The organism is Xanthomonas sp. LF02-5 (assembly GCF_034105325.1).
GTDB lineage: Bacteria > Pseudomonadota > Gammaproteobacteria > Xanthomonadales > Xanthomonadaceae > Xanthomonas_A > Xanthomonas_A sontii.
The window spans coordinates 187,960-208,614 of sequence record NZ_JAXGGF010000008.1; the positions used below are offsets into that span (position 1 = coordinate 187,960).

13 protein-coding genes are annotated in these 20,655 nt (G+C 68.9%); all 13 read right to left on the reverse strand.

The window, feature by feature from the left end; genetic code table 11:
- Window positions 1-3: 3 nt before the first annotated feature.
- The gene (locus SLW52_RS19155; RefSeq protein WP_026143996.1) at window positions 4-1,077 is read right to left on the reverse strand and encodes a chemotaxis response regulator protein-glutamate methylesterase; all 1,074 of its coding nucleotides are present in this window, start codon (window positions 1,075-1,077) and stop codon (window positions 4-6) included.
- Entirely contained in the window at window positions 1,074-1,676 is a 603-nt protein-coding gene (gene cheD / locus SLW52_RS19160) for a chemoreceptor glutamine deamidase CheD (RefSeq protein WP_017908723.1), read from the reverse strand. The genes SLW52_RS19155 and cheD overlap by 4 nt, the downstream gene beginning before the upstream one ends.
- The gene (locus SLW52_RS19165) at window positions 1,673-2,539 is read right to left on the reverse strand and encodes a CheR family methyltransferase (protein WP_152238835.1); all 867 of its coding nucleotides are present in this window, start codon (window positions 2,537-2,539) and stop codon (window positions 1,673-1,675) included. The genes cheD and SLW52_RS19165 overlap by 4 nt, the downstream gene beginning before the upstream one ends.
- Before the next feature lie 97 nt (window positions 2,540-2,636).
- Entirely contained in the window at window positions 2,637-4,862 is a 2,226-nt protein-coding gene (locus SLW52_RS19170; RefSeq protein ID WP_320740906.1) for a methyl-accepting chemotaxis protein, read from the reverse strand.
- A 360-nt stretch (window positions 4,863-5,222) separates the two neighbouring features.
- Entirely contained in the window at window positions 5,223-7,448 is a 2,226-nt protein-coding gene (locus tag SLW52_RS19175; protein WP_320740905.1) for a methyl-accepting chemotaxis protein, read from the reverse strand.
- Window positions 7,449-7,617: 169 nt separating this feature from the next.
- On the reverse strand, window positions 7,618-10,002 hold the full coding sequence (locus SLW52_RS19180; RefSeq protein WP_152180626.1) for a methyl-accepting chemotaxis protein: 2,385 nt from the start codon (window positions 10,000-10,002) through the stop codon (window positions 7,618-7,620).
- A 101-nt stretch (window positions 10,003-10,103) separates the two neighbouring features.
- The gene (locus SLW52_RS19185; RefSeq protein ID WP_017910574.1) at window positions 10,104-10,466 is read right to left on the reverse strand and encodes a hypothetical protein; all 363 of its coding nucleotides are present in this window, start codon (window positions 10,464-10,466) and stop codon (window positions 10,104-10,106) included.
- Window positions 10,467-10,666: 200 nt separating this feature from the next.
- The gene (locus SLW52_RS19190; RefSeq protein ID WP_017910573.1) at window positions 10,667-11,161 is read right to left on the reverse strand and encodes a chemotaxis protein CheW; all 495 of its coding nucleotides are present in this window, start codon (window positions 11,159-11,161) and stop codon (window positions 10,667-10,669) included.
- A 122-nt stretch (window positions 11,162-11,283) separates the two neighbouring features.
- Window positions 11,284-12,066 (reverse strand): flagellar brake protein, encoded by a 783-nt coding sequence (locus SLW52_RS19195; protein ID WP_026144691.1) that lies wholly within the window; start codon window positions 12,064-12,066, stop codon window positions 11,284-11,286.
- A gap of 60 nt (window positions 12,067-12,126) precedes the next feature.
- Window positions 12,127-14,334: a methyl-accepting chemotaxis protein gene (locus SLW52_RS19200; RefSeq protein ID WP_267103475.1), complete on the reverse strand. Its 2,208-nt coding sequence runs from the start codon at window positions 14,332-14,334 to the stop codon at window positions 12,127-12,129.
- Window positions 14,331-14,765, reverse strand: coding sequence for a hypothetical protein (locus SLW52_RS19205; protein ID WP_320740951.1), 435 nt, complete (start codon window positions 14,763-14,765; stop codon window positions 14,331-14,333). The genes SLW52_RS19200 and SLW52_RS19205 overlap by 4 nt, the downstream gene beginning before the upstream one ends.
- A 348-nt stretch (window positions 14,766-15,113) precedes the next feature.
- Window positions 15,114-17,612: a methyl-accepting chemotaxis protein gene (locus SLW52_RS19210; protein WP_320740904.1), complete on the reverse strand. Its 2,499-nt coding sequence runs from the start codon at window positions 17,610-17,612 to the stop codon at window positions 15,114-15,116.
- A 686-nt stretch (window positions 17,613-18,298) separates the two neighbouring features.
- Window positions 18,299-20,542 (reverse strand): methyl-accepting chemotaxis protein, encoded by a 2,244-nt coding sequence (locus tag SLW52_RS19215; RefSeq protein WP_267120909.1) that lies wholly within the window; start codon window positions 20,540-20,542, stop codon window positions 18,299-18,301.
- Window positions 20,543-20,655 lie beyond the last annotated feature (113 nt).

The following is a 20,655-nucleotide window of genomic DNA, read 5'->3' on the forward strand; positions in this document are numbered from 1 at the left end:
GTGTCAGCGCGCCTGCACGGACAAGGCGATCAGCCGCTCGGCGATCTTGTCCAGCGGCAAGACCTCCTGCGCCGCGCCCAGGCGGAAGGCGGTGCCGGGCATGCCCCAGACCACGCTGGTGGCCTCGTCCTGGACCAGGGTGCTGGCCCCGGCCTGCAGCATTTCCAGCAGGCCGCGCGCGCCGTCGTCGCCCATGCCGGTGAGGATCGCGCCGATGGCGTTGGCGCCGGCGTTGCGTGCCACCGACTGGAACAGCACGTCCACCGCCGGCTTGTGCCGGTTGACCGGCGGGCCGTCGTCGATCTTGCAGCGCCAGCGCGCACCGTCGCGGATCACCTGCAGGTGCTTGCCGCCGGGCGGCAGGTAGGCGTGGCCGGGCAGGATCGCTTCGCCTTCGGTCGCTTCGCGCACGGCCATGGCCGAGTGCCGGTTGAGGCGGTCGGCGAACGCGGTGCTGAAGCCGGCCGGCAGGTGCTGGGTCATGACCACCGCAGGCGCGTCGGCCGGCATGCCTTCCAGCACCACGCGCAGCGCTTCGGTGCCGCCGGCGGAGGCGCCGATGGCGATCAGCCGGTCGGTGGTGCGGAACTTCAGCGAGGACACCGCGGCGGGCGTGGCGGTGGCGCCGGCCGGTTTCGGCGCGGCCGGCCGGTCCAGGGCGCGGACCTTGGCCTTGGACGCGTTCTTGACCTTGGCGATGATCTCTTCGGCGTACTCCTCCAGCCCGCGGGCCACGTCGAGCTTGGGCTTGGAGACGAAGTCGACCGCGCCCAGCGACAACGCCTGCAGGGTGGTGTCGGCGCCGCGCTCGGTCAGCGAGGAAATCATCACCACCGGCGTGGGCCGCAGCCGCATCAGGTTTTCCAGGAACGCCAGCCCGTCCATGCGCGGCATTTCCACGTCCAGGGTGATCACGTCCGGATTCAGACGCTTGATCTTCTCGCGCGCCAGCAGCGGGTCGGCGGCCGAGCCGACCACTTCCACGCCGGGCGCGCCCGACAGGATTTCGGTAAGGATCTGTCGCACGACCGCCGAGTCGTCGACGATCAGCACGCGGCAAGGGGCTTCCAGGCTCATTCGAACAACTCCACGGCACCGGTGACGGGGGCTTTGGCGAGACGGGCGCGCACCGCCGACTCGGCCGCGGCGATTTCGGCTTCCTCGTGCGCGTGCGGCAGGCGCTGCACGACCACGCGGCCGGTAGCGGGAAAGAACCAGATCTTGCGCGGATGGATGCCGCGCAGATCCTCGGCCACCACCGGGATATGTTCGGCCTTGAGGTAGTTCAGTACGAAGTCGGCGTTGCGCGTGCCGACCGGATTGTTGGTGAAGCCCTTGAGCACGTTGCCGCCGCCGAACACCTTGGCTTCCAGGCGGTTGCGGGCGGCGCCGCGCTTGAGCAGGTCGTTGATCAGCACTTCCATCGCATAGCTGCCGTATCGGGCCGGCGCGCCGTCGCCGCTCTGGCCGTCGGGCAGCATGAAGTGGTTCATGCCGCCGATCTTCAGCAGCGGGTCGCGGATGCAGGCGGCCACGCACGAGCCCAGGATGGTGGTCAGCGCGGTGTCGTCGTCCACCACCAGGTACTGGGTCGGCAACAGCTTGGCCGCCATCGTCTGGAAGCGCGTGTCGTGATAGCGCATCACCTGGTCCAGGGCCATGGCCGCGGCGCTCATGCGCGATCCTTCTGCGCCCGGCGATACAGCGTGCGGCCGCAGGGCTGGATCAGGTCGGCCGCATGCAGATAGTTCTCCGAATGGCCGGTGTAGAGCATGCCGTCGTCGTCCAGGTGCGGAATCAGCCGCGACAGGATGCCGCGCTGGGTGGGCTTGTCGAAATAGATCATCACGTTGCGGCAGAACAGCGCCAGGTACGGGCCGGCCACGTCGTAGCGCGGTTCCAGCAGGTTGAGCTGGCGGAATTCGAGCAGGTCGCGCAGCGCCGGCAGCACCCGGCAGTGGCCTTCGTTGGCGCCGCTGCCGCGCTGGAAATACTTGCGCTTGAGGGCGGGATCGAGGCTGGCGACGCGTTCCAGCGCGTAGACGCCGCGCGAGGCGGTGGCCAGCACCTGGGTGTCGACGTCGGTGGCCAGGATCCGCACCGGCGGGGTCAGCGTGCCGAACGCCTCGCAGGCGGTGATCGCCAGCGAGTAGGGCTCCTCGCCGGTGGACGAGGCGCAGGACCAGATCTTCAGCGGCGCCGCGCCGGAGTGCTTCTGCAACTCTTCGCGCAGCCGCTCGAAATGGTGCGGCTCGCGGAAGAACGAGGTCAGGTTGGTGGTCAGCGCATTGGTGAACGCCTCCCATTCGTCGCCGCCGTCGCGCTCCAGCCAGTCCAGGTAGTCGCGGAACGAGCGCAGGCCCAGCACGCGCAGGCGCCGCGACAGCCGGCCGTAGACCATGTCGCGCTTGGCCGGGGCCAGGGCGATGCCGGCCTTCTGGTAGATCAGGTCGCAGACCCGCTTGAAATCGCGGTCGCTGAAGTCGAAGTCGCGATTGTCGGAACCGGAGGAGGGCGAAGCGGGAGTCTGGATGGCCATGATGCGCAGCGATGGTCGGTCAATCGGGTTATCGGCCGGGAACGGACGAAATTGACAGCCGGCAGTCAGGAAAGAGCGCCGGCGGTGGCGTGCGGGCTCAGAACTCCTGCCACTGGGCCTCGCTGGCGGCGGCGCTGGCGGGGCGCGGGCGCGCCGCCGCACGGGGCCTGGCGCGGGCCGGGGCCGGCGCGGCTTGCGCCGTCGGCGCGTTGGCGGCCACGCCGTGGTAGGTGTCCAGCTTGAAAGCGGCGATGGCCGCGCCCAACTGGCCGGCCTGTTCCTCCATCGAGCGCGCCGCGGCGGTGGCTTCTTCCACCAGCGCGGCGTTCTGCTGGGTGCTCTCGTCCATCTGCACCACGGTCTGGTTGACCTGCTCGATGCCGGCGGACTGCTCCTGCGAGGCGGCGGCGATCTCGCCCATGATGTCGGTGACGCGGCGCACCGAGGTCACGATCTCGCTCATGGTGCGGCCCGCCTGGTCGACCAGGGCCGAGCCTTCGGCGACGCGGCCCACCGACTCGTCGATCAGCGTCTTGATCTCCTTGGCGGCATTGGCCGAACGCTGGGCGAGGGTGCGTACCTCGGTGGCGACCACGGCGAAGCCACGGCCCTGATCGCCGGCGCGCGCGGCCTCGACGGCCGCGTTCAGTGCCAGGATGTTGGTCTGGAAGGCGATGCCGTCGATCACGCCGATGATGTCGGCGATCTTCTTCGACGAGGCCTCGATCCCGTTCATGGTGGTGACCACGTGGCCGACCACGTCGCCGCCCTGCGAGGCCACCGCGGCGGCGCCGGCCGCAAGCTGGTTGGCCTGGCGTGCGTACTCGGCGTTCTGCTTGACCGTGGAGGTCAGCTCCTCCATCGAGGCGGCGGTGCGCTCCAGGCTGGCCGCCTGCTGTTCGGTGCGGCGCGACAGGTCGCCGTTGCCGCTGGCGATCTCGGTGGAGGCGACATTGATGTTGGCGGCGGCGGCATGGATGCGGCCGACGATCGCCGCCAGCTGCGCGGCGGTGGCGTTGGCGTCGTCGCGCATGCGACCGAACACGCCATGGAACTCGCCGTGCATGCGCGCGGTCAGGTCGCCGGCGGCGATGGCCCGCAGCAGCGTGGACAGCTCGCCCAGGTTGCGGTCGCTGACCTCCATCATCGCGTTGAGATCCTGCACCATCACCCGGAACCCGTACTGGAAACGTTCCGGGTCGCCGCGCGTGCCGAAGGCGCCGGCCGCGGCCGCCTCCGCCAGCTGCTTGATCTGCTCGCTCATCGCGGTCAGGTTCTGCTTGGCCATGTCCATGGTTTCGGTGAGCACGGCCTTCTCGCCGGGCAGGCGGTCCATGTCTTCGGACAGGTCGCCGATCGCATAGCGCTGGATGATCTGTAGCAGTCGCATCTTCACCGCGATGTGCGAGGCCACCAGTTCGTTGGTGCCCTTGACCATCTGCCCGTACTCGCCGGGGAAGGCGTTCTCGTCCATGCGGTAGCTGATGGTGCCGCACGCGTGCTGCCGGGCCATCTCCTCCTGGGCGCGGATCACGCTGTGGATGCGCGAGCGCATGATCAGCATGTCGTCCATCAGCTCGCCGATCTCGTCCTTGCCGTGCGGATAGGTGGCGCCCTCCAGTTCGCCGCGCGCCACCGCCTGCGACAGGCGCTTGGCCGCGTGCAGTTGGCGCGCCATCCCGCGCGCGATCAGCCAGGCGGTGACGCTGGCGAACAGCACGGCCAGCCCGAGCAGCGTCACGATCAGGGTCTTGGTGTTGGACAGCTGGCTGTCGGCGAGATCCATCTCCCGGTTCAGTTCGGCGACGTTGTACTGGGTCAGCGCCACGATGCGCTCGAACAGGGTCCGGCGCAGCGTCCGCGACTGGGTGTCGGAGATCTTCTGTGCGCCGGCCACGTCGCCGGCGCGCAGCGCCGCACCCATCTCGGTGTTGGCCTGCAGGTAAGCCTTCAGCGTCTCCTGCACGCCGGCGTACATCTGCACCTGCTTCTGGTCGCGCATCATCGCGGCGATGACCTGCTGGTTCTTCGCCACCTCCGTGCGCACCTTCTGCATGCGCTTGAAGTAATCGGCCTGGGCCTGGGGATCGCCGGCGCGCGACAGTTGCGCCAGTTCGTAGGTACGGAATTCGCCCAGTTGCGCGCGCACCTCGGCCAGTGCCTGGGTCGCCGGCACCCAATCGTGCTGGATGTGCTTGAGCTCGGCGATGGACAGGTTGGTCCGGGAGTAGGTAAAGCCTCCCAGCACGACCGTCAGCAGCGTGGTCACGGCGAAGGCGAAGATCAGCTTGTCGCGGATTTTCAGGTGCGCAAGTACGTTCATGGGCATTCCATGTGCAGCAGCGGTTGAAAAAAGCAGGGCGGCCGGCGGTCAGCCGGCGGAGACGAAGCGCGGCGAGGGCAGCGCCGCGCCAGTGGCGGCGCGCGCAGGCGGGCGGGAACCCATGCCGAACAGGGGCGCGCGTGCGGCGCCGCGGCGCCGCGACGGGAGGGTGGACGATGGCGGATGTCGGCGGCTGGGCATCACGTGCTCCCTGAACGGTCGCGGTGGTGATCCGGCGGTGACGTGCGCGGACCACGAAGCGTGATCCTGATATCGACTAGCGCGGCGATAGCTTGAACCGCGCCGTGGTGCGAATCGGCGTGTCGTGCGTGATTGTTTCTATCGCAACGGTATGGCCGCTCAATCGGCCTTGATGGCCGGGACTGCCTTGCGCACCAGCCGCAGCGGCGCCTGCCGCGCCGCGCCGCGTGCGGGGGCCGCGGGCGTGGGGCCTGCGCCGCCGTTCGCGCCGGCCTGCGCCGGGGCCAGCCGGAACACCGCCGCCGCCTCGCCGAGCCGGCGGCCCTGGTCTTCCAGCGCCCGCGCCGAGGCGCTGGCTTCCTCGACCACGGCGACGTTCTGCTGGATCGCCTGGTCCATCTGCGCCACGGTGCGGCTGACCTGCTCGATGCCCATCGACTGCTCCTGCGAGGCCGCGGCGATCTCGCCGATGATGTCGGTCACCCGCTGCACCGAGGCGACGATCTCCTGCATGGTGCGACCGGCCTGGTCGACCAGGGCCGAACCTTCGCTCACGCGGCCGACCGAGTCGTCGATCAGCGTCTTGATCTCCTTGGCCGCGCTGGCCGAGCGCTGGGCGAGGGTGCGGACCTCGCTGGCGACCACGGCGAAGCCGCGGCCCTGTTCGCCGGCGCGGGCGGCTTCCACCGCGGCATTGAGTGCCAGGATGTTGGTCTGGAAGGCGATGCCATCGATGACGCCGATGATGTCGGCGATCTTCTTCGACGAAGCCTCGATCCCGTTCATGGTGGTGACCACCTGGCCGACCACCTGGCCGCCCTGCGAGGCCACCGCGGCCGCGCCGGTGGCGAGCTGGTTGGCCTGGCGGGCGTGCTCGGCGTTCTGCTTGACCGTGGAGGTCAGCTCCTCCATCGAGGCCGCGGTCTCTTCCAGGTTGGCCGCCTGTTGTTCGGTGCGGCGCGACAGGTCGTCGTTGCCGGCGGCCAGTTCGGTGGTGGCGCCGTGGATGCTGCGCGCCGCGGTCTGGATGCGGCCGACGATGTCGGCGAGCTGGTCGGCGGTGGTATTGGCATCCTGGCGCATCCTTGCGAACACGCCGTGGAAGTCGCCGTGCATGCGCGCGGTCAGGTCGCCGGCGGCGATGGCCTGCAGCAGCGTCGACAGCTTGCCCAGGTTGCGGTCGCTGACCTCCATCATCGCGTTGAGGTCCTGCACCATCAGCCGGAAGTCGTGCTGGAACCGGCCGGCGTCGCCGCGCACGCTGAAGTCGCCGGCGGCGGCGGCCGCGGCCAGGCGCTTGATCTCGGTGTTGATCGCCAGCAGGCTGGCCTTGGCCGCGTCCATCGATTCGTGCAGCACCGCGCGGCTGCCTGGCAGGCGGCGCGCGTCGCGGCGCAGGTCGCCATTGGCGTATTCGTTGAGCACCGCGATGGCGTCGACGATCGCGTCCAGGTGCTCGAACATCATGCGGTTGATGCTGGCAGCCAGGTCGCCGTACACGCCGGGGAAGTCCTCCGGCATGCGGTGGGACATGTCCTTGTCGGCGTGCAGCACGGCCATCCGTGCGGTCTCGCTGGAGAAGCGTTCCAGCATCCGGATCATTTCGCCGGTGGCGCGCAGCATCTCGCCGGTCTCGTCGCGGCCGGGATTGTCGATGCGCACGCTGAGGTCGCCGCGCGACACCGCGCGGATCGCCTCCAGGCTGCGCGATACCGGTCGCAGCACCGAACTGCCGATCAGCCAGTTGATGCCGAAGGTGAGCAGCACCAGGATGCCGCCGGCCAGGGTCATCACCCCGGTGAAGACCAGCGCCTGCGCCTGCACGTCGTCCATGTACACGCCGGTGCCGATCACCCAGTGCCAGGGCGCGAACGCGGCGTTGTAGGAGATTTTTTCGACCGGCTTGTCGCTGCCGGGCTTGGGCCACAGGTAGTCGACGTAGCCGCCGCCGGCCTCGGCTGCCTTCACGAACTCGCGGAAGATCGGCTTGCCGTCGGCGCTGAGCACCTGGCCGATGTCCTTGCCGACCAGGTCGTGGCGGGTGGGGTGCATCAGCATGGTCGGGTGCAGGTCGTGCACGTAGAAGTAGTCCACGCCGTCGCGGGCGCGCATCGATTCCAGGGTGCGCAGGGCGGTGCGCTGCGCCTCGGCCAGCGGCATGCTGCCCTTGTCCACCTCGGCCGCATAGGCGCGCACCACGCCCAGCGCCAGCTCGATCTGGCTCTTCAGTGCCTGCTCGCGCGTGTTGCGGATGTCCAGGTACTGCATGCGCGCGGCAATCACCGCCAGCAGGACGATGCCGGCACCCAGCAACAAGGTCTGCCAGAGGAACTTGCGGCGCAGCGGCAGATCCGAGAGGCGGGTGAGCAACGAGCGAGACGACATCGACCTGATCCTTGGAAAGGTTCCCAAAGGTTTAACGGCTCCGGGAACGGGGAAATTGAGCGTGCGGCGCGACCGATCCGTAGACAATCCTCGCGCTGGCGCGGCGGTCAAAAAAATCCCCGGCGCGAAGGCCGGGGATGGGGGGATGCAGCGACAGGCCGGGCCTGTCTCAGAACTCCTGCCAGTCCGAATCGGCCAGGGCCGGCTCGACCTTGCGGGCACGCACCGCCGCCGGCTTGGCGGCGGCGACGGCCGCAGGCTTCTTCGCCGGCGCTGCCGGCCGCGGCGCGGACACGGCCTGCGGCGCGTGGACCGCGCTGGCCTGCGCCGACTGCTCGACGCGGAAGATCGACACGGCCTCGATCAGCTGGCCGGCCTGCTCTTCCATCGAACGCGCGGCGGCGGTGGCTTCTTCCACCAGCGCGGCGTTCTGCTGGGTGGTTTCGTCCATCTGGGTGACGGTCTGGTTGACCTGCTCGATGCCGGCCGACTGCTCCTGCGAGGCGGCGGCGATCTCGCCCATGATGTCGGTGACGCGTTGCACCGAAGCGACGATTTCGGTCATGGTCTGGCCGGCCTGGCGCACCAGGGTCGAGCCGTTGGCCACCTGGCTCACCGACGCGTCGATCAGGCCCTTGATCTCCTTGGCGGCGTTGGCCGAGCGCTGGGCGAGGGTGCGCACTTCGCTGGCGACCACCGCGAAGCCGCGGCCCTGTTCGCCGGCACGCGCGGCTTCCACCGCGGCGTTGAGCGCCAGGATGTTGGTCTGGAAGGCGATGCCGTCGATGACGCTGATGATGTCGGCGATCTTCTTCGAGGACGCCTCGATCCCGCTCATGGTCTGCACCACCTGGCCGACCACACTGCCGCCCTGCGAGGCGACCGTGGCGGCGCCGCCGGCCAACTGGTTGGCCTGGCGCGCGTGCTCGGCGTTCTGGCGCACGGTGGAGGTCAGTTCCTCCATCGAGGCGGCGGTCTCTTCCAGGTTCGCCGCCTGCTGCTCGGTGCGGCGCGAAAGGTCGTCGTTGCCGGCGGCGATCTCGCCGGCGGCGGCATTGATCGCGTTCGCCGCCTGCTGGATGCGGCCGACGATGGCCGCCAGCTGCTCGGCGGTGGCGTTGGCGTCGTCGCGCATGGTCGCGAACACGCCCTGGAAATCGCCATGCATGCGCGCGGTGAGGTCGCCCTGCGACAGCGCGGTCAGCAGCCTGGACACTTGGCCGATGCTGTCGCCGTTGGCCTGCAGCAGGCCATTGAGCTGCTGCGCCAGCTGCAGGAAGAAGCCGTGCTTGCCTTCGATGCCGACGCGCCCGCTGAGGTCGCCCGCGGCGGCCTCGCGCACGATCTTGGCCACTTCCTGCTCGACCTGCGCTTCCAGGGTGCGGTCGCGCGATTCGCAGACAAAGCCGATGTGCGTGCCGTGCTGGTCGCGGATGGCGGTGATGGTCTGGGCGACGCGCGCGTCGACGTAGGCCATCTCGCGTTCCATCACCCCCTTCTTTTCCAGCTCCGCCAGGGTCTTGGGATCGTGCTGGTTGCCGTACTCCAGCACCGTCACCGGCGAGCCGACCAGCGGCAGGCTCGAATCGAAAGCCGGCGCCACCGAGTGGATCTGCTCGGCGTACTTGTCGGTGAGGCCCTGCATCGACGGGTTGGCGTAGACGATGTTGTAGTCCAGATCGACGATGAACATGCCGGTCGAGGAATTGTCCAGCGCGGTGCGGATGCGCAGGTTCTCGGCGGCGACCGCGGCGTCGCGCTCGATGCGCCCGCGCAGGTCCTGCTGCATGCGCTTGAGCGCCTGCATCAGCTCGCCGATCTCGTCCTTGCTGTTGGCGTCGATATGTCCGTCGAGCTTGCCGGCGGCGACGTCGCTGGCCACCTTGACCGCATCGCGCACGCTGTTGGCGAGCATCCGCCCGAACAGGAAGGCCAGACCGACCGCTGCGCCAAGGCCGATCAGCAGGCAGATCAGCAGGGTTGCCGAGGCATTGCGATAGGTGCCGCTGGCGGCGTCGGCCGCGGCCTTGGCCTGGCGATCGTTCTCGGCGATCAGGGCGACGACGTCGTCCACCACCTTGTTGTGCAGGGTGCGGGTCTCACCGGTGAAGGTATCGATGGCGTCGTCGTGCAGGTCGAGCTGCAGCATTTCGTCGACGGACTGGTAGGAGGCGCTGGCCTTCTTCCAGTCGGCGACCAGACGGTCGTAGATGGTCTTTTCCTGCGGGCTGCCGATCTTGGGCGGATATTGGGCCAGGATCTGGTCCATCTGCTTCTTCAGCGCAACCTTGCGCGCGGCCGATTCCTTCTTCAGCGCATCGCTGCTGCGGATCAGGCTCTGGTAGGCCGCGTTGCGGTACTCGCCGAGGATGCCGCGCATTTCGCCGCCGGTGCGCACGCTCGGCACCACCTGCGACGACACATTCGTGGTCACGCCATCGAGCGAGTTAAGACCGCGGTAGGCGGCCACGCCCTGGATCAGCATCAACGCCAGCACGACGCCGAACGCCAGCATCAGTTTGGGCATCACCTTCAGATCTTTAATCCACTGCATGAGCGCGTTTCCCATAATTCGGAGGGGGACGACAAGGGGCAAAAAAGCAAACGCCGCCGCGCCGGACCGTGTGCACGGGTCCAGCACGGCGGCGCAATGGCTTACTTGATGGTGGCCAGCTTCAGGCTGGACGGCGCGCTGACCTGGATTTCGGCACGCGAGCTGTCCCGCTCGATCTTGCCGATCACGCACACGTCCTTGCCTTCCAGGGTTTCCGGGGCGAAGCCGAACTTGCTGCGGTCGGCGCCGGCGATGCGGGCGGAGAAGGTGTGGCGCGGGAACATGCCGCCCATGTACAGGAAGGTCGGCTCGCCTTCGGAATTCTGCGCGTACTTGGCTTTCTCGACCTTGCCGCAGACCATGCCGTCCTTGCCGACGAAACGGGTGGCCATCTCCGGCGGGATCATCTGCTGGGACTGGGCGAAGGTGCTGGGGCTGGCGGCGAGCAGCAGGACCAGCAGCATGGGAAAGCTCGGTTTCATGGAACGACTCCTTGGGGACGGGGGCTGAAGTGAGGGCCGTGTGATGCCGGCCACTCTTCAGCTATCGGCGTGAAACCGGTTAACTTGATTCGCCCAAGTGATAAACAGTTCGCATTTCAAATAAAAACCCGCCTTGCGGCGGGTTTCGTCTACAGCCGGGCGGCCGCCGCAGCGGCCGGGGGTCAGGCGGCCTCGTCGACGTGGGCGTGCTGCTGGCCGAACTCGGCGCTGTCGAGCAGGGTCTCGATATCCAGCAGGATCAACATCTTGTCGTCCTGGGTGCCGATGCCCGAGATGAAGCGGGTGTCGACCGCGGCGCCGAACTCGGGGGTCGGGCGGATCTGCTCTTCGTTCAGCGGGATCACGTCGGAGACGCTGTCCACCACGATGCCGACCACGCGGTTCTCGACGTTGAGCACGATCATCACGGTGAAGGCGTCGTAGCGCGCTTCCTTCAGGCGCAGCTTCAGGCGCAGGTCGATCACCGGGACGATGGTGCCGCGCAGGTTGATCACGCCCTTGATGTACTCGGGGGCGTCCGGGACCCGGGTGACCGAGTCGTAGCCGCGGATTTCCTGCACCTTGAGGATATCCACGCCGTAGTGTTCTTCGCCGAGGGTGAAGCTGAGGAATTCGCCGCCGGTGGCGTCGGAATTGGAGGTGGTCTTGTCGTTCATCGTGTGCTCCTGGTGCGCACGGGATTGCGGGTGGTGGCGTGGGTGGGAAAGCGCGACTCTGATGCTAGATCGGCGCGGCCACGGCGAACTTTAGACCTGGATCGGCCGGCCGCTTGCGGCGTTCAGGAAAGCACGCCGCTCTTGCGGGCGCTGCGCTGGCGCTCGATGCGGAACACGTAGCGCTGGATCGCCGCGTCGGCACCGCGCGGCAGGTCCTGGAAGCGCATGCCCACGCGCAGGGTGTCCTGGCCGTTGGCGAGCTTGGAGACATACATGTTGCAGACCTGCAGGGTCAGCCGGATGGCGTCGGCATCGGGCAACTGCAGCACGCAGTTCGGATAGCTCTGCTGCAGCTGCGGCATCGGCTGGCCCTGTACCAGCGCCACCGCCAGGCCGCCGCCGCTGATGTCCACCACGCGCAGTTTCAGTTCGACCTGGCCGGCATCGTCGTCGATGCGCAGCACGCACAACGGCGAATCGGTGATCGGGGTCTCCAGGCGGAAATGCTCGCGCCGCTGCAGGTAGTAGAGCGATTCCGGCAGCGGCGCGCGCAGGCCCGGCTGGCCGTTGTCGTCGGTGCGCTGCGGGCTTTCGATGCGGAAACGCACCCGCACCTTGTCCAGCTGGGCGAAGCACAGCAGGTACTCGGCCTGCTCGGCGGCGCGGTTGGAGGCCTCGTTGACGCTCAGGTCCAGCAGCACGCTGTCCTCGTCCAGGTCCAGCAACGCGGTCGAGAAGGCCTGGTCGCGACCGCCCACGTGCGCGCTGACCTGCGAACGCTGCTGGATCAGCGACTGCAGCAACTGGCGGATCTGCCGGGGCTTGGTCAGCAGGAAACGGTCGTCCTCCACTTCTTCTTCCGGCGAAGTCGGGACAGGGGAGTCGCTGGGAGTGCCTTCGGCCATGGTGGAGAGTGGGTACTGGAGGTGGGTGGGGCGGCACCGCGTCGGGCCGCCCCACGCATGCTATCGGCTGAGCTGGACTTTTTTGTAGACCGGCTGCACGTTGCCGCCAGTGGCGACCGCGTTCGACGGCGGGCGCTGCTCCAGGGTGAAGGATGCCACGGCCCGTGCCAGTTCGCCCGCCTCGTGTTCCATCGACCGGGCGCTGGCGCTGGCTTCCTCGACCAGGGCGGCATTCTGCTGGGTCGCCTCGTCCATCTGCACGACGGTCTGGTTGACCTGCTCGATGCCGGCCGACTGTTCCTGCGAGGCCGAGGCGATGTCGCGCATGATGTCGGTGACGCGCTGGACCGAGGACACGATGTCCTGCATGGTGCGGCCGGCCTGGTCGACCAGGGCCGAGCCTTCGGCCACACGGGTCACCGAATCGTCGATCAGGCCCTTGATCTCCTTGGCGGCGTTGGACGAACGCTGCGCCAGCACGCGCACCTCGCTGGCGACCACGGCGAAGCCACGGCCCTGCTCGCCGGCACGCGCGGCCTCGACCGCGGCGTTGAGCGCCAGGATGTTGGTCTGGAAGGCGATGCCGTCGATCACGCTGATGATGTCGGCGATCTTCTTCGACGAGGCTTCGATGCCGCTCATCGTGGTGACCACCTTGCCGACCACGCTGCCGCCCTGCGAGGCGACCGCCGCGGCGCCGACCGCCAACTGGTTGGCCTGGTGCGCATGCTCGGCGTTCTGCTTCACGGTGGAGGTCAGCTCCTCCATCGAGGCGGCGGTTTCCTCCAGGCTGGCGGCCTGCTGCTCGGTGCGGCGCGACAGGTCGTCGTTGCCGGCGGCGATCTCGCCGGCGGCGGTGTTGATCGCGTCCGAGGCGCCCTGGATCTGCCGCACGATCGTCGACAACTGCTCGGCGGTGGCGTTGGCATCGTCCTTCATGTTCGCGTACACGCCCTGCAGGTCGGCGTCGATGCGCCGCGACAGGTCGCCCTCGGCCAGCGCGCGCAGCATCTGCTGGATGTGGCCCAGGCCGGAGGCGCTGGCGGCGAGCATGGCGTTGATCTGCTCGCCCAACTGCAGCAGGAAGCCGTGCTTGTCGTCCAGGCGGATGCGGCCGCCGAGGTCGCCGGCGACCGCGCCACGCACGATGCCGGCGATCTCCTCTTCCACCGCCACTTCGTCGGTGCGGTCGGCCCATTCCACCACGAAGCCGAGGCGGTTGCCGGCCGCGTCGGTGACCGGATTGACGATCAGGCGCATGGTGTGGCCGCCGACGCGGATCTGCGCGCGGTGCGTGCCGGTCAGCTCGGCGAGCATGCGCGCCTGGTGTTCGGGATGGCGGTGGAACACGTCGATGGTCTTGCCCAGCAATGCGCTGGCATCGAACTGCGGCAGGTCGCGGCGCAGGTCTTCCTGCACCTCGCTGAGCATCTGCAGCAGCGGGCGGTTGACGTAGACGATGCGGCGGTCGGCATCGGCGATCATGACGTTGGTGGTGACATCGTCCAGCGCGCTGCGGATGCGCTGGGTCTCGCGCTGGGCCTCGCTGTCCTGCTCGCGGCTGCGCAGCAGCTGCGCGTTGGCGGCCACCAGGGTGTGGGCGATGGAGCCTTCCGGCAGGTCCAGCTCGCGGATCGCGGCCGACAGCGGCTGTTGCTGGGCGATGGCGCGCGCGGCCTGGGCCAGGGCGTGCGGGTCGTGGCCCACGTCCAGCAGTTGCCGGCGCATCTGCACCGCCATCGGCACCAGGATCGCCGCTTCCACTGCCACGTACAGCGCATGGATCGCCAGGATGCCGATCCCGGCCTCGGTGGTGAACACCCGCACCGGCAGGCCGCGGTGCTGCAGCCAGAAGAACAGCACGTGATGCACGGCGATCGCGGCGGCCGCGACCATGATCGGCCGCCAGTCGCGGTAGTACAGCAGCAGCGCGATCAGCAGGATGACGCCGAAGTGCACTTCGATCATGCCGCCGGCCTGCTGGATCAGCGCTGCGGCCAGCACCATCAGGCCCAGGGCCACGGTGCAGCGGCTCAGCAGGCTGCCCGGATGCAGCTTCACCTGCAGGGCCATGACGGCCAGGGTCGGCAGGCTGACCGCCAGCCACGGCGTCCACGCGCCCTGATGCCAGGCGGCGGCCAGGCTGGCGAGGGTGGCCAGGACCGCGACGACCACGAACAGCCGGTCGGCCTGCGCCGCCAGTTTCTGCAGGTAGACGTAGCGCTCGTTGCCGACGAGAAAGCTGCCTTGGGTAGGCGAGGCGCTCATGAGAGGGATTCCTTGGAGTCGGTGGGACATCCGCACTGGGCGGGAGAGATCAGCGGCGCGGCGCCACTGGTGGCGAGCAGCCGCGGCAGCAGCGACGCGGCGGCGATGGACGTGCCGCATCCGGCCAGCTGTGCCGGGCCGGCATAGATCAGGCGGGACTGCGCATCGAAGACGATCAGTGCATAGGGCAGGGACGGCGGCGCCAGCCGGGCGCGCAGGTCCACGCTGCGCATCCCTGAAAGTGCGAGCGCCGCAGGTGCAGCGCACTCGCAGCCGGCCACGCGCAGGTGGAACGCCACGGGCTGCCCGTCGGCAGCGTCGATGGCGGGCGCAAAGGCCAGCAGGCGCGCGCGAATGGCCTCGGCGCTGTCGGCCGGCGGCGGGCTGGCGAGCGCTACCAGTTGGCTTGCCGCCCAGATGCTCCAGAGCACCAGCAGCAACAGCCCCCATGGCAGGCGGGTGAAGCCTCCCCAACGGGGCGTCGTGGTGGATAGTGCCTGCATTGGAAACCGGCCAGCGCGACGCCGGTACTCACCGGCTGTTCACGTTATCGACAGCACCTATCGATCCTTAAGGAGGTATTCATCACATTTCACATAGTGGTAACGACGCTAGTGTGGGTTTTCGAAAAAAGGCTGCCGCGCAGGCCTGGAAACGCAATCGGCCGCGGAGGCGTTCCGCGGCCGATCGGCAATTGGGTTGCTGTTCCGGCGGCGCGGTGTGCGCCCGCCGCGGCGTGACAGGCCGAGCCTGGGGGGGCGCGATCTGCGCGCCTGGACTCAAGCGGCCGCGTGTGACGGCCTGCGCGCGGCCGGTACCGCCGACGCACGCGCCGAGGATGCCGCCGCCTGCACCTTGAACACCGCCACGGCCTGCCGCAGGTGGCCGGCCTGCTCCTCCATCGAACGCGCGGCGGCCGTGGCTTCCTCCACCAGCGCAGCGTTCTGCTGGGTGCTCTCGTCCATCTGGGTGACGGTGCGGTTGACCTGCTCGATGCCGGACGACTGCTCCTGCGAGGCGACCGCGATCTCGCCCATGATGTCGGTGACGTGCTGCACCGAGGTCACGATCTCCTGCATGGTGGTGCCGGCACGCTCGACCAGGGCCGAGCCTTCGGCGACGCGGCCGACCGACTCGTCGATCAGCGTCTTGATCTCCTTGGCGGCGTTGGCAGATCGCTGGGCGAGGGTGCGCACTTCGGTGGCCACCACGGCGAAACCGCGGCCCTGCTCGCCGGCCCGGGCGGCTTCCACCGCGGCGTTGAGCGCCAGGATGTTGGTCTGGAAGGCGATGCCGTCGATCACCGAAATGATGTCGCCGATCTTCTTCGACGAGGCTTCGATGCCGCTCATGGTCTGCACGACCTGGCCGACCACGTCGCCGCCCTGCGAGGCGACCGAGGCCGCGCCGGCGGCCAGCTGGTTGGCCTGGCGCGCACGTTCGGCGTTCTGCTTGACGGTGGAGGTCAGCTCCTCCATCGAGGCTGCGGTCTCCTCCAGGCTGGCCGCCTGCTGCTCGGTGCGGCGCGACAGGTCGTCGTTGCCGGTGGCGATCTCGCTGGCCGCGGCATTGATGCTGACCGCCGCGGTCTGGATGCGCGCGACGATCGCGGCCAGTTGCTCGGTGGTGGCATTGGCGTCGTCGCGCATGGTGGCGAACACGCCCTGGAACTGGCCGTGCATGCGCGCGGTCAGGTCGCCGGCGGCAATGGACTGCAGCAAGGCGGACAGCGCCTGCAGGTTGCCGTCGGCGGTGGCCATCAGCTGGTTGAGGCTGTCGACCATCAGGCGGAAGTCGTACTGGAAGCGCGCGGTGTCGCCACGCACGCTGAAGTCGCCTGCGGCCGCCGCACCGGCCAGATGCTTGATCTCGGTGTTCATCGCGGTCAGGTTGTGCTTGACCGTGTCCATCGTCTCGGTGAGGCGGGCTTTCTCGCCGGGCAGGCGGTCCATGTCCTCGGACAGGTCGCCGATGGCATAGCGGCCCATGATCTGCGCCAGGCGCTCGGTCACGGCGATGTGCGCGGCGGCCAGGGCGTTGCTGTCGCGGACCATGCGCCCGTAGTCGCCGGGGAAGCTGCTCTCGTCCATGCGATAGCTGGTCTGGCCCACGTCGTGGCGCCGCGCCATCTCGATCTGTGCGGCCAGCACTTCGCGCAGTTGTTGCTGCATGCGCTGCATGTCGGCCAGCAGCCGCCCGCTTTCGTCGCGGCTGGGCACCACGATGCGGGCGTCGAGGCGGCCTTCGGCGATGTCGGCGGCGACGCCGGCAGCGCGACGCACATTGCGGGTCAGCGTGACCAGCGTATGCGCGCAGATCGCCGCGATCAGCAGCGTCAGCACGCCGAGCCCGGCCACCGCGGTCCACATCGCCTGCAGCGAGGCGTCCAGATGACGCTGCGACTGGCGCTGCAGCGCCTGCAACGCGGTGGCGCTCAGCCCGTGCAAGGCCTCGTCCCAGCCATGCAGGGCCGCGTTCCAGCGCTGATCGGCATCGGCGCTGCCGCCGTCCAGGGCCTGCGCCAGTTGCGGCAGAGCGCGATCGGCGACGGCGGCTTCGGCGGCGACGGATTGGGACAGGGCCAAATCAGGCTGTTCGAGCAGGCCCAACGCCTTCTTCAGCTCATGCCGCAGGCGGCCCTGATCGCGGGCCAGTTCGGCGATCTGCGCGCGCAGGACCGGGGTGTCGGCGCCGGCCTGCGAGGGGTCGCGCATCGCGTCCAGCCGGGTCAGGGTCTGGCTGGTCACCGGGGCGTAGATCAGGCTGCTGACCACCAGGTGGTAGCTTTCCACGTAAGGCGTATAGACCAGCTGGCTGTCGTCGCGCAGGGCGTCCAGCGCGTCGTCGGCCTGGTCGGCGACCGCCGCGAAGTCGCTGCGCCTGGTCTGCAGGGTCTGCTGCAATTGCGCCAGCGCCGCCGTGCTGCGCTCGAAGCCGGGCAGGGCCGGCACGGTCCGCTGCAGTTCGCGCAGCGCCCGGTCCGCGGTGTCGCGCGCCTGCGCCGTGTCGGCGACGGCGCCGACCTGTTCTTCCTGCAGGGCCGCCAGCAGCCGCAGCATCTCGCGCAATGGCGCGTAGCTGCGCAGCTCGGCGCGGCTGACCTCCACGCCGTCGCTGAGGGTGCGGGTGTACAGCAGCAGGGGAATGGCCAGCCCGATCAAGGCCAGCACGCCGATCAGGCTGAGCTTGCGCGCAATGGGGAGATCGTGCCAGACCCGCAAACGCGAGCGGCGGTCGGAGGCGGGCGGAGCGGCGTGGTTCGCGGAGTGCGACGTCATTGCGCGGGTCTCTGGGGGAAAGCGAAAGAAGGCATGCGCTCGCGAGCAAGCGCATGCGATGGGAATGCAGGGGGGCGGACAGCGATCGAACTTCGCCGGGCGAAGACGCGTGCATGCGAGGGGATCGCCAGCACTCGGCCGAATCGGGCAGATCTTTAGCGGCGGCTTGAGACAAAGATTGAATCTGTGATCTCGGCGGAGTTACGCGGCCATCAGGGTTGTGGCGCCCATGTGAGGAACGGAGTGGGCAGGACATACGCGCTGCGGCGCGCTGCGGATGCAGCGCCGATGCAGGAGCTGCGCGATCTGCGAACGGCCGCACGATTCCGGGATGTGCAGGCCTGTCGAGAAGGCTGCGGGAACCGCGGTGACCGGCGGGTGTTGGCATGTCCTCGCTCGGTCCATTCGCCGATGGACGTGCCGCGCCGCCGTCGCTGGTGTCGCCTGCAGTGGGCGTGATCCGGCCGTGCCGGGCCGGCATCGAGGTCGGGCGAGGCAGGGGCAGTCGGGCGCTGGCGCGCCGTGGCAGGCACGCGATGATGGCGAGGAGGCGCGGGGCGATGGCCGATGGCGGCGCGTGTCGAGCGCGCGTCGGGACAGCCGGCGTTCGATCAGGCAGGGAATGGCGGAATGTGCCGCTGGTGCAGGCGAGGTGGCCAGGCCGTGTGCGCCTGGCCACCGCGGCCTCAGAACTCCCGCCAGGCATCGCCGTTGCTGGCGGCGGCCACGACCGGACGGCGTGCCGCCGGTTGCGGCGCCGCGCCGGCCTTGCTCGCAACCCGCGCCGCCGGCTTCGCCGGTGCCGCGCGGACCGCGGCCGGCGGCGCGATCGTGGCGACACGGTCGATCTTGAACAGCGCGACTGCATCGCTGAGCTGCACCGCCTGTTCTTCCATCGAACGCGCGGCGGCGGTGGCTTCTTCGACCAGCGCGGCATTCTGCTGGGTGGTCTCGTCCATCTGGGTGACGGTCTGGTTGACCTGCTCGATGCCGGCGGACTGCTCCTGCGAGGCGGCCGAGATCTCGCCCATGATGTCGGTGACACGCTGCACCGAGGCCACGATCTCGCTCATGGTGCGGCCCGCCTGGTCGACCAGCGCCGAGCCGGTGGCGACACGGCCGACCGAGTCGTCGATCAGCGTCTTGATCTCCTTGGCGGCATTGGCCGAACGCTGGGCGAGGGTGCGCACCTCGCTGGCGACCACCGCGAAGCCGCGGCCCTGTTCGCCGGCACGGGCGGCTTCCACGGCGGCGTTGAGCGCCAGGATGTTGGTCTGGAAGGCGATGCCGTCGATCACCGAGATGATGTCGGCGATCCTCTTCGACGAGGCCTCGATGCCGCTCATGGTCTCGACCACCTGGCCGACCACGCTGCCGCCTTGCGAGGCGACCGCCGCCGCACCCACTGCCAACTGGTTGGCCTGGCGCGCGTGCTCGGCATTCTGCTTCACGGTGGAGGTCAGCTCCTCCATCGACGCGGCGGTTTCTTCCAGGCTCGCCGCCTGCTGCTCGGTGCGGCGCGACAGGTCGTCGTTGCCGGCGGCGATCTCGGAGGCGGCGGCATTGATGCTGACCGCCGCGGTCTGGATGCGGCCGACGATGCCGGTCAACTGGTCGGCGGTGGCGTTGGCGTCGTCGCGCATGGTGGCGAACACGCCGTGGAACTCGCCTTCCATGCGTGCGGTGAGGTCGCCGGCGGCGATGGACTGCAGCAACGCCGACAGCTTGCCCAGGTTGTTGTCGCTGACCTCCATCATCGCGTTGAGGTCCTGCACCATCAGCCGGAAGTCGTGCTGGAAATGCGCGGCATCGCCGCGGGCGCTGAAGTCGCCAGCGGCGGCGGCCGCGGCCAGGCGCTTGATCTCGGTATTGATCGCCAGCAGGCTGGCCTTGGCCGCATCCATCGACTCGTGCAGCACCGCACGACTGCCGGGCAGGCGCCGGGCGTCGCGGCGCAGGTCGCCGTTGGCGTATTCGTTGAGCACGCCGATGGCGTCGACGATGGCGTCCAGGTGCTCGAACATCATGGTGTTGATGCCCTTGCTCAGCTCGCCGTAGACGCCCGGGAAGTCCTGCGGCATGCGGTGCGACATGTCCTTGTCGGCATGCAGTTCGATCATCAGCGCGGTTTCGCTGGAGAAGCGCTGCAACTGGGTCTGCATCCGGCCCATCGCGACCAGCAGGCGGCCGGGTTCGTCGCGCGCGTCAGTGCTCACGTCGTTGTCCAGGCGGCCATCGGCGATGGCTTCGGCGGCGCGGGTGGCGCGGCCGAGCGGCCCGGTCAGGCTGCGGGTGATCGTCCAGCCCAGCAGGCCACTGACCAGCAGGACCGCAAGGCCGCCGGAGATGAGGATGATGCGGCCCCGCGCCATCGCTGCCGAGGAGACAGCATAGGCCTCCCGGCTCAAGCGCCGCTGCAGATCGGCATTGGCGCGGATCGCCGCCTGCTGCTTCTCCATCGCTACCGCGGCATCGCCCAGCAGCAATGCCTGGGCCTGGGCGTTCTGGTCCTTCTCGCCGAGCGCCAGCACCTGGTTGTTGAATTGCACCGACTGCGCCCGCGTGCGCTCGATCGTGGCCATGGCCTGGCGTTCGGCCGGGGTCGCCGGCATCGCCGACAGTGCATCGTGCGCGGCCTTGTAGCGCGCCCGGTTGCGCTGCACGATGTCGATCATCTTCTGGTTGGCCGCATCGCCATCGACGATGGTGATGGACAGCAGCCCGATCTGCACATTGGTGTTGGCGTCCAGCATCTCGTTGGAGAGGCGGACCTTTTCCATGTTGCCGTTGACGATGCTGTCCAGTTCGCGATGCGCCCTGGCCATGGTCAGCAGCCCCATGGCGACCAGTACACCGGACAACAGGATGAGGATGCCGAACGCCATGCCCAGGCGCCGACCGACGTTGTAGCGTTGCAGAAGTGCGTTCATAGCCGACCTTTGGGGGACAGAAGGAGTCGGGTCGCACGCGCTGGCAGGCCAGCGTTGCGGCGCCTCGTGGCGATGCGCTGCCACCCCATGGATATCGACATGGCGGCCAGAAA

What these genes read in the sequence shown, in the direction of transcription:
- SLW52_RS19155 (WP_026143996.1), bottom strand. Translation starts at nt 1,077, where the DNA reads ATGAGCCTGGAAGCCCCTTGCCGCGTGCTGATCGTCGACGACTCGGCG.
- cheD (WP_017908723.1), bottom strand. Translation starts at nt 1,676, where the DNA reads ATGAGCGCCGCGGCCATGGCCCTGGACCAGGTGATGCGCTATCACGAC.
- SLW52_RS19165 (WP_152238835.1), bottom strand. Translation starts at nt 2,539, where the DNA reads ATGGCCATCCAGACTCCCGCTTCGCCCTCCTCCGGTTCCGACAATCGC.
- SLW52_RS19170 (WP_320740906.1), bottom strand. Translation starts at nt 4,862, where the DNA reads ATGAACGTACTTGCGCACCTGAAAATCCGCGACAAGCTGATCTTCGCC.
- SLW52_RS19175 (WP_320740905.1), bottom strand. Translation starts at nt 7,448, where the DNA reads ATGTCGTCTCGCTCGTTGCTCACCCGCCTCTCGGATCTGCCGCTGCGC.
- SLW52_RS19180 (WP_152180626.1), bottom strand. Translation starts at nt 10,002, where the DNA reads ATGCAGTGGATTAAAGATCTGAAGGTGATGCCCAAACTGATGCTGGCG.
- SLW52_RS19185 (WP_017910574.1), bottom strand. Translation starts at nt 10,466, where the DNA reads ATGCTGCTGGTCCTGCTGCTCGCCGCCAGCCCCAGCACCTTCGCCCAG.
- SLW52_RS19190 (WP_017910573.1), bottom strand. Translation starts at nt 11,161, where the DNA reads ATGAACGACAAGACCACCTCCAATTCCGACGCCACCGGCGGCGAATTC.
- SLW52_RS19195 (WP_026144691.1), bottom strand. Translation starts at nt 12,066, where the DNA reads ATGGCCGAAGGCACTCCCAGCGACTCCCCTGTCCCGACTTCGCCGGAA.
- SLW52_RS19200 (WP_267103475.1), bottom strand. Translation starts at nt 14,334, where the DNA reads ATGAGCGCCTCGCCTACCCAAGGCAGCTTTCTCGTCGGCAACGAGCGC.
- SLW52_RS19210 (WP_320740904.1), bottom strand. Translation starts at nt 17,612, where the DNA reads ATGACGTCGCACTCCGCGAACCACGCCGCTCCGCCCGCCTCCGACCGC.
- SLW52_RS19215 (WP_267120909.1), bottom strand. Translation starts at nt 20,542, where the DNA reads ATGAACGCACTTCTGCAACGCTACAACGTCGGTCGGCGCCTGGGCATG.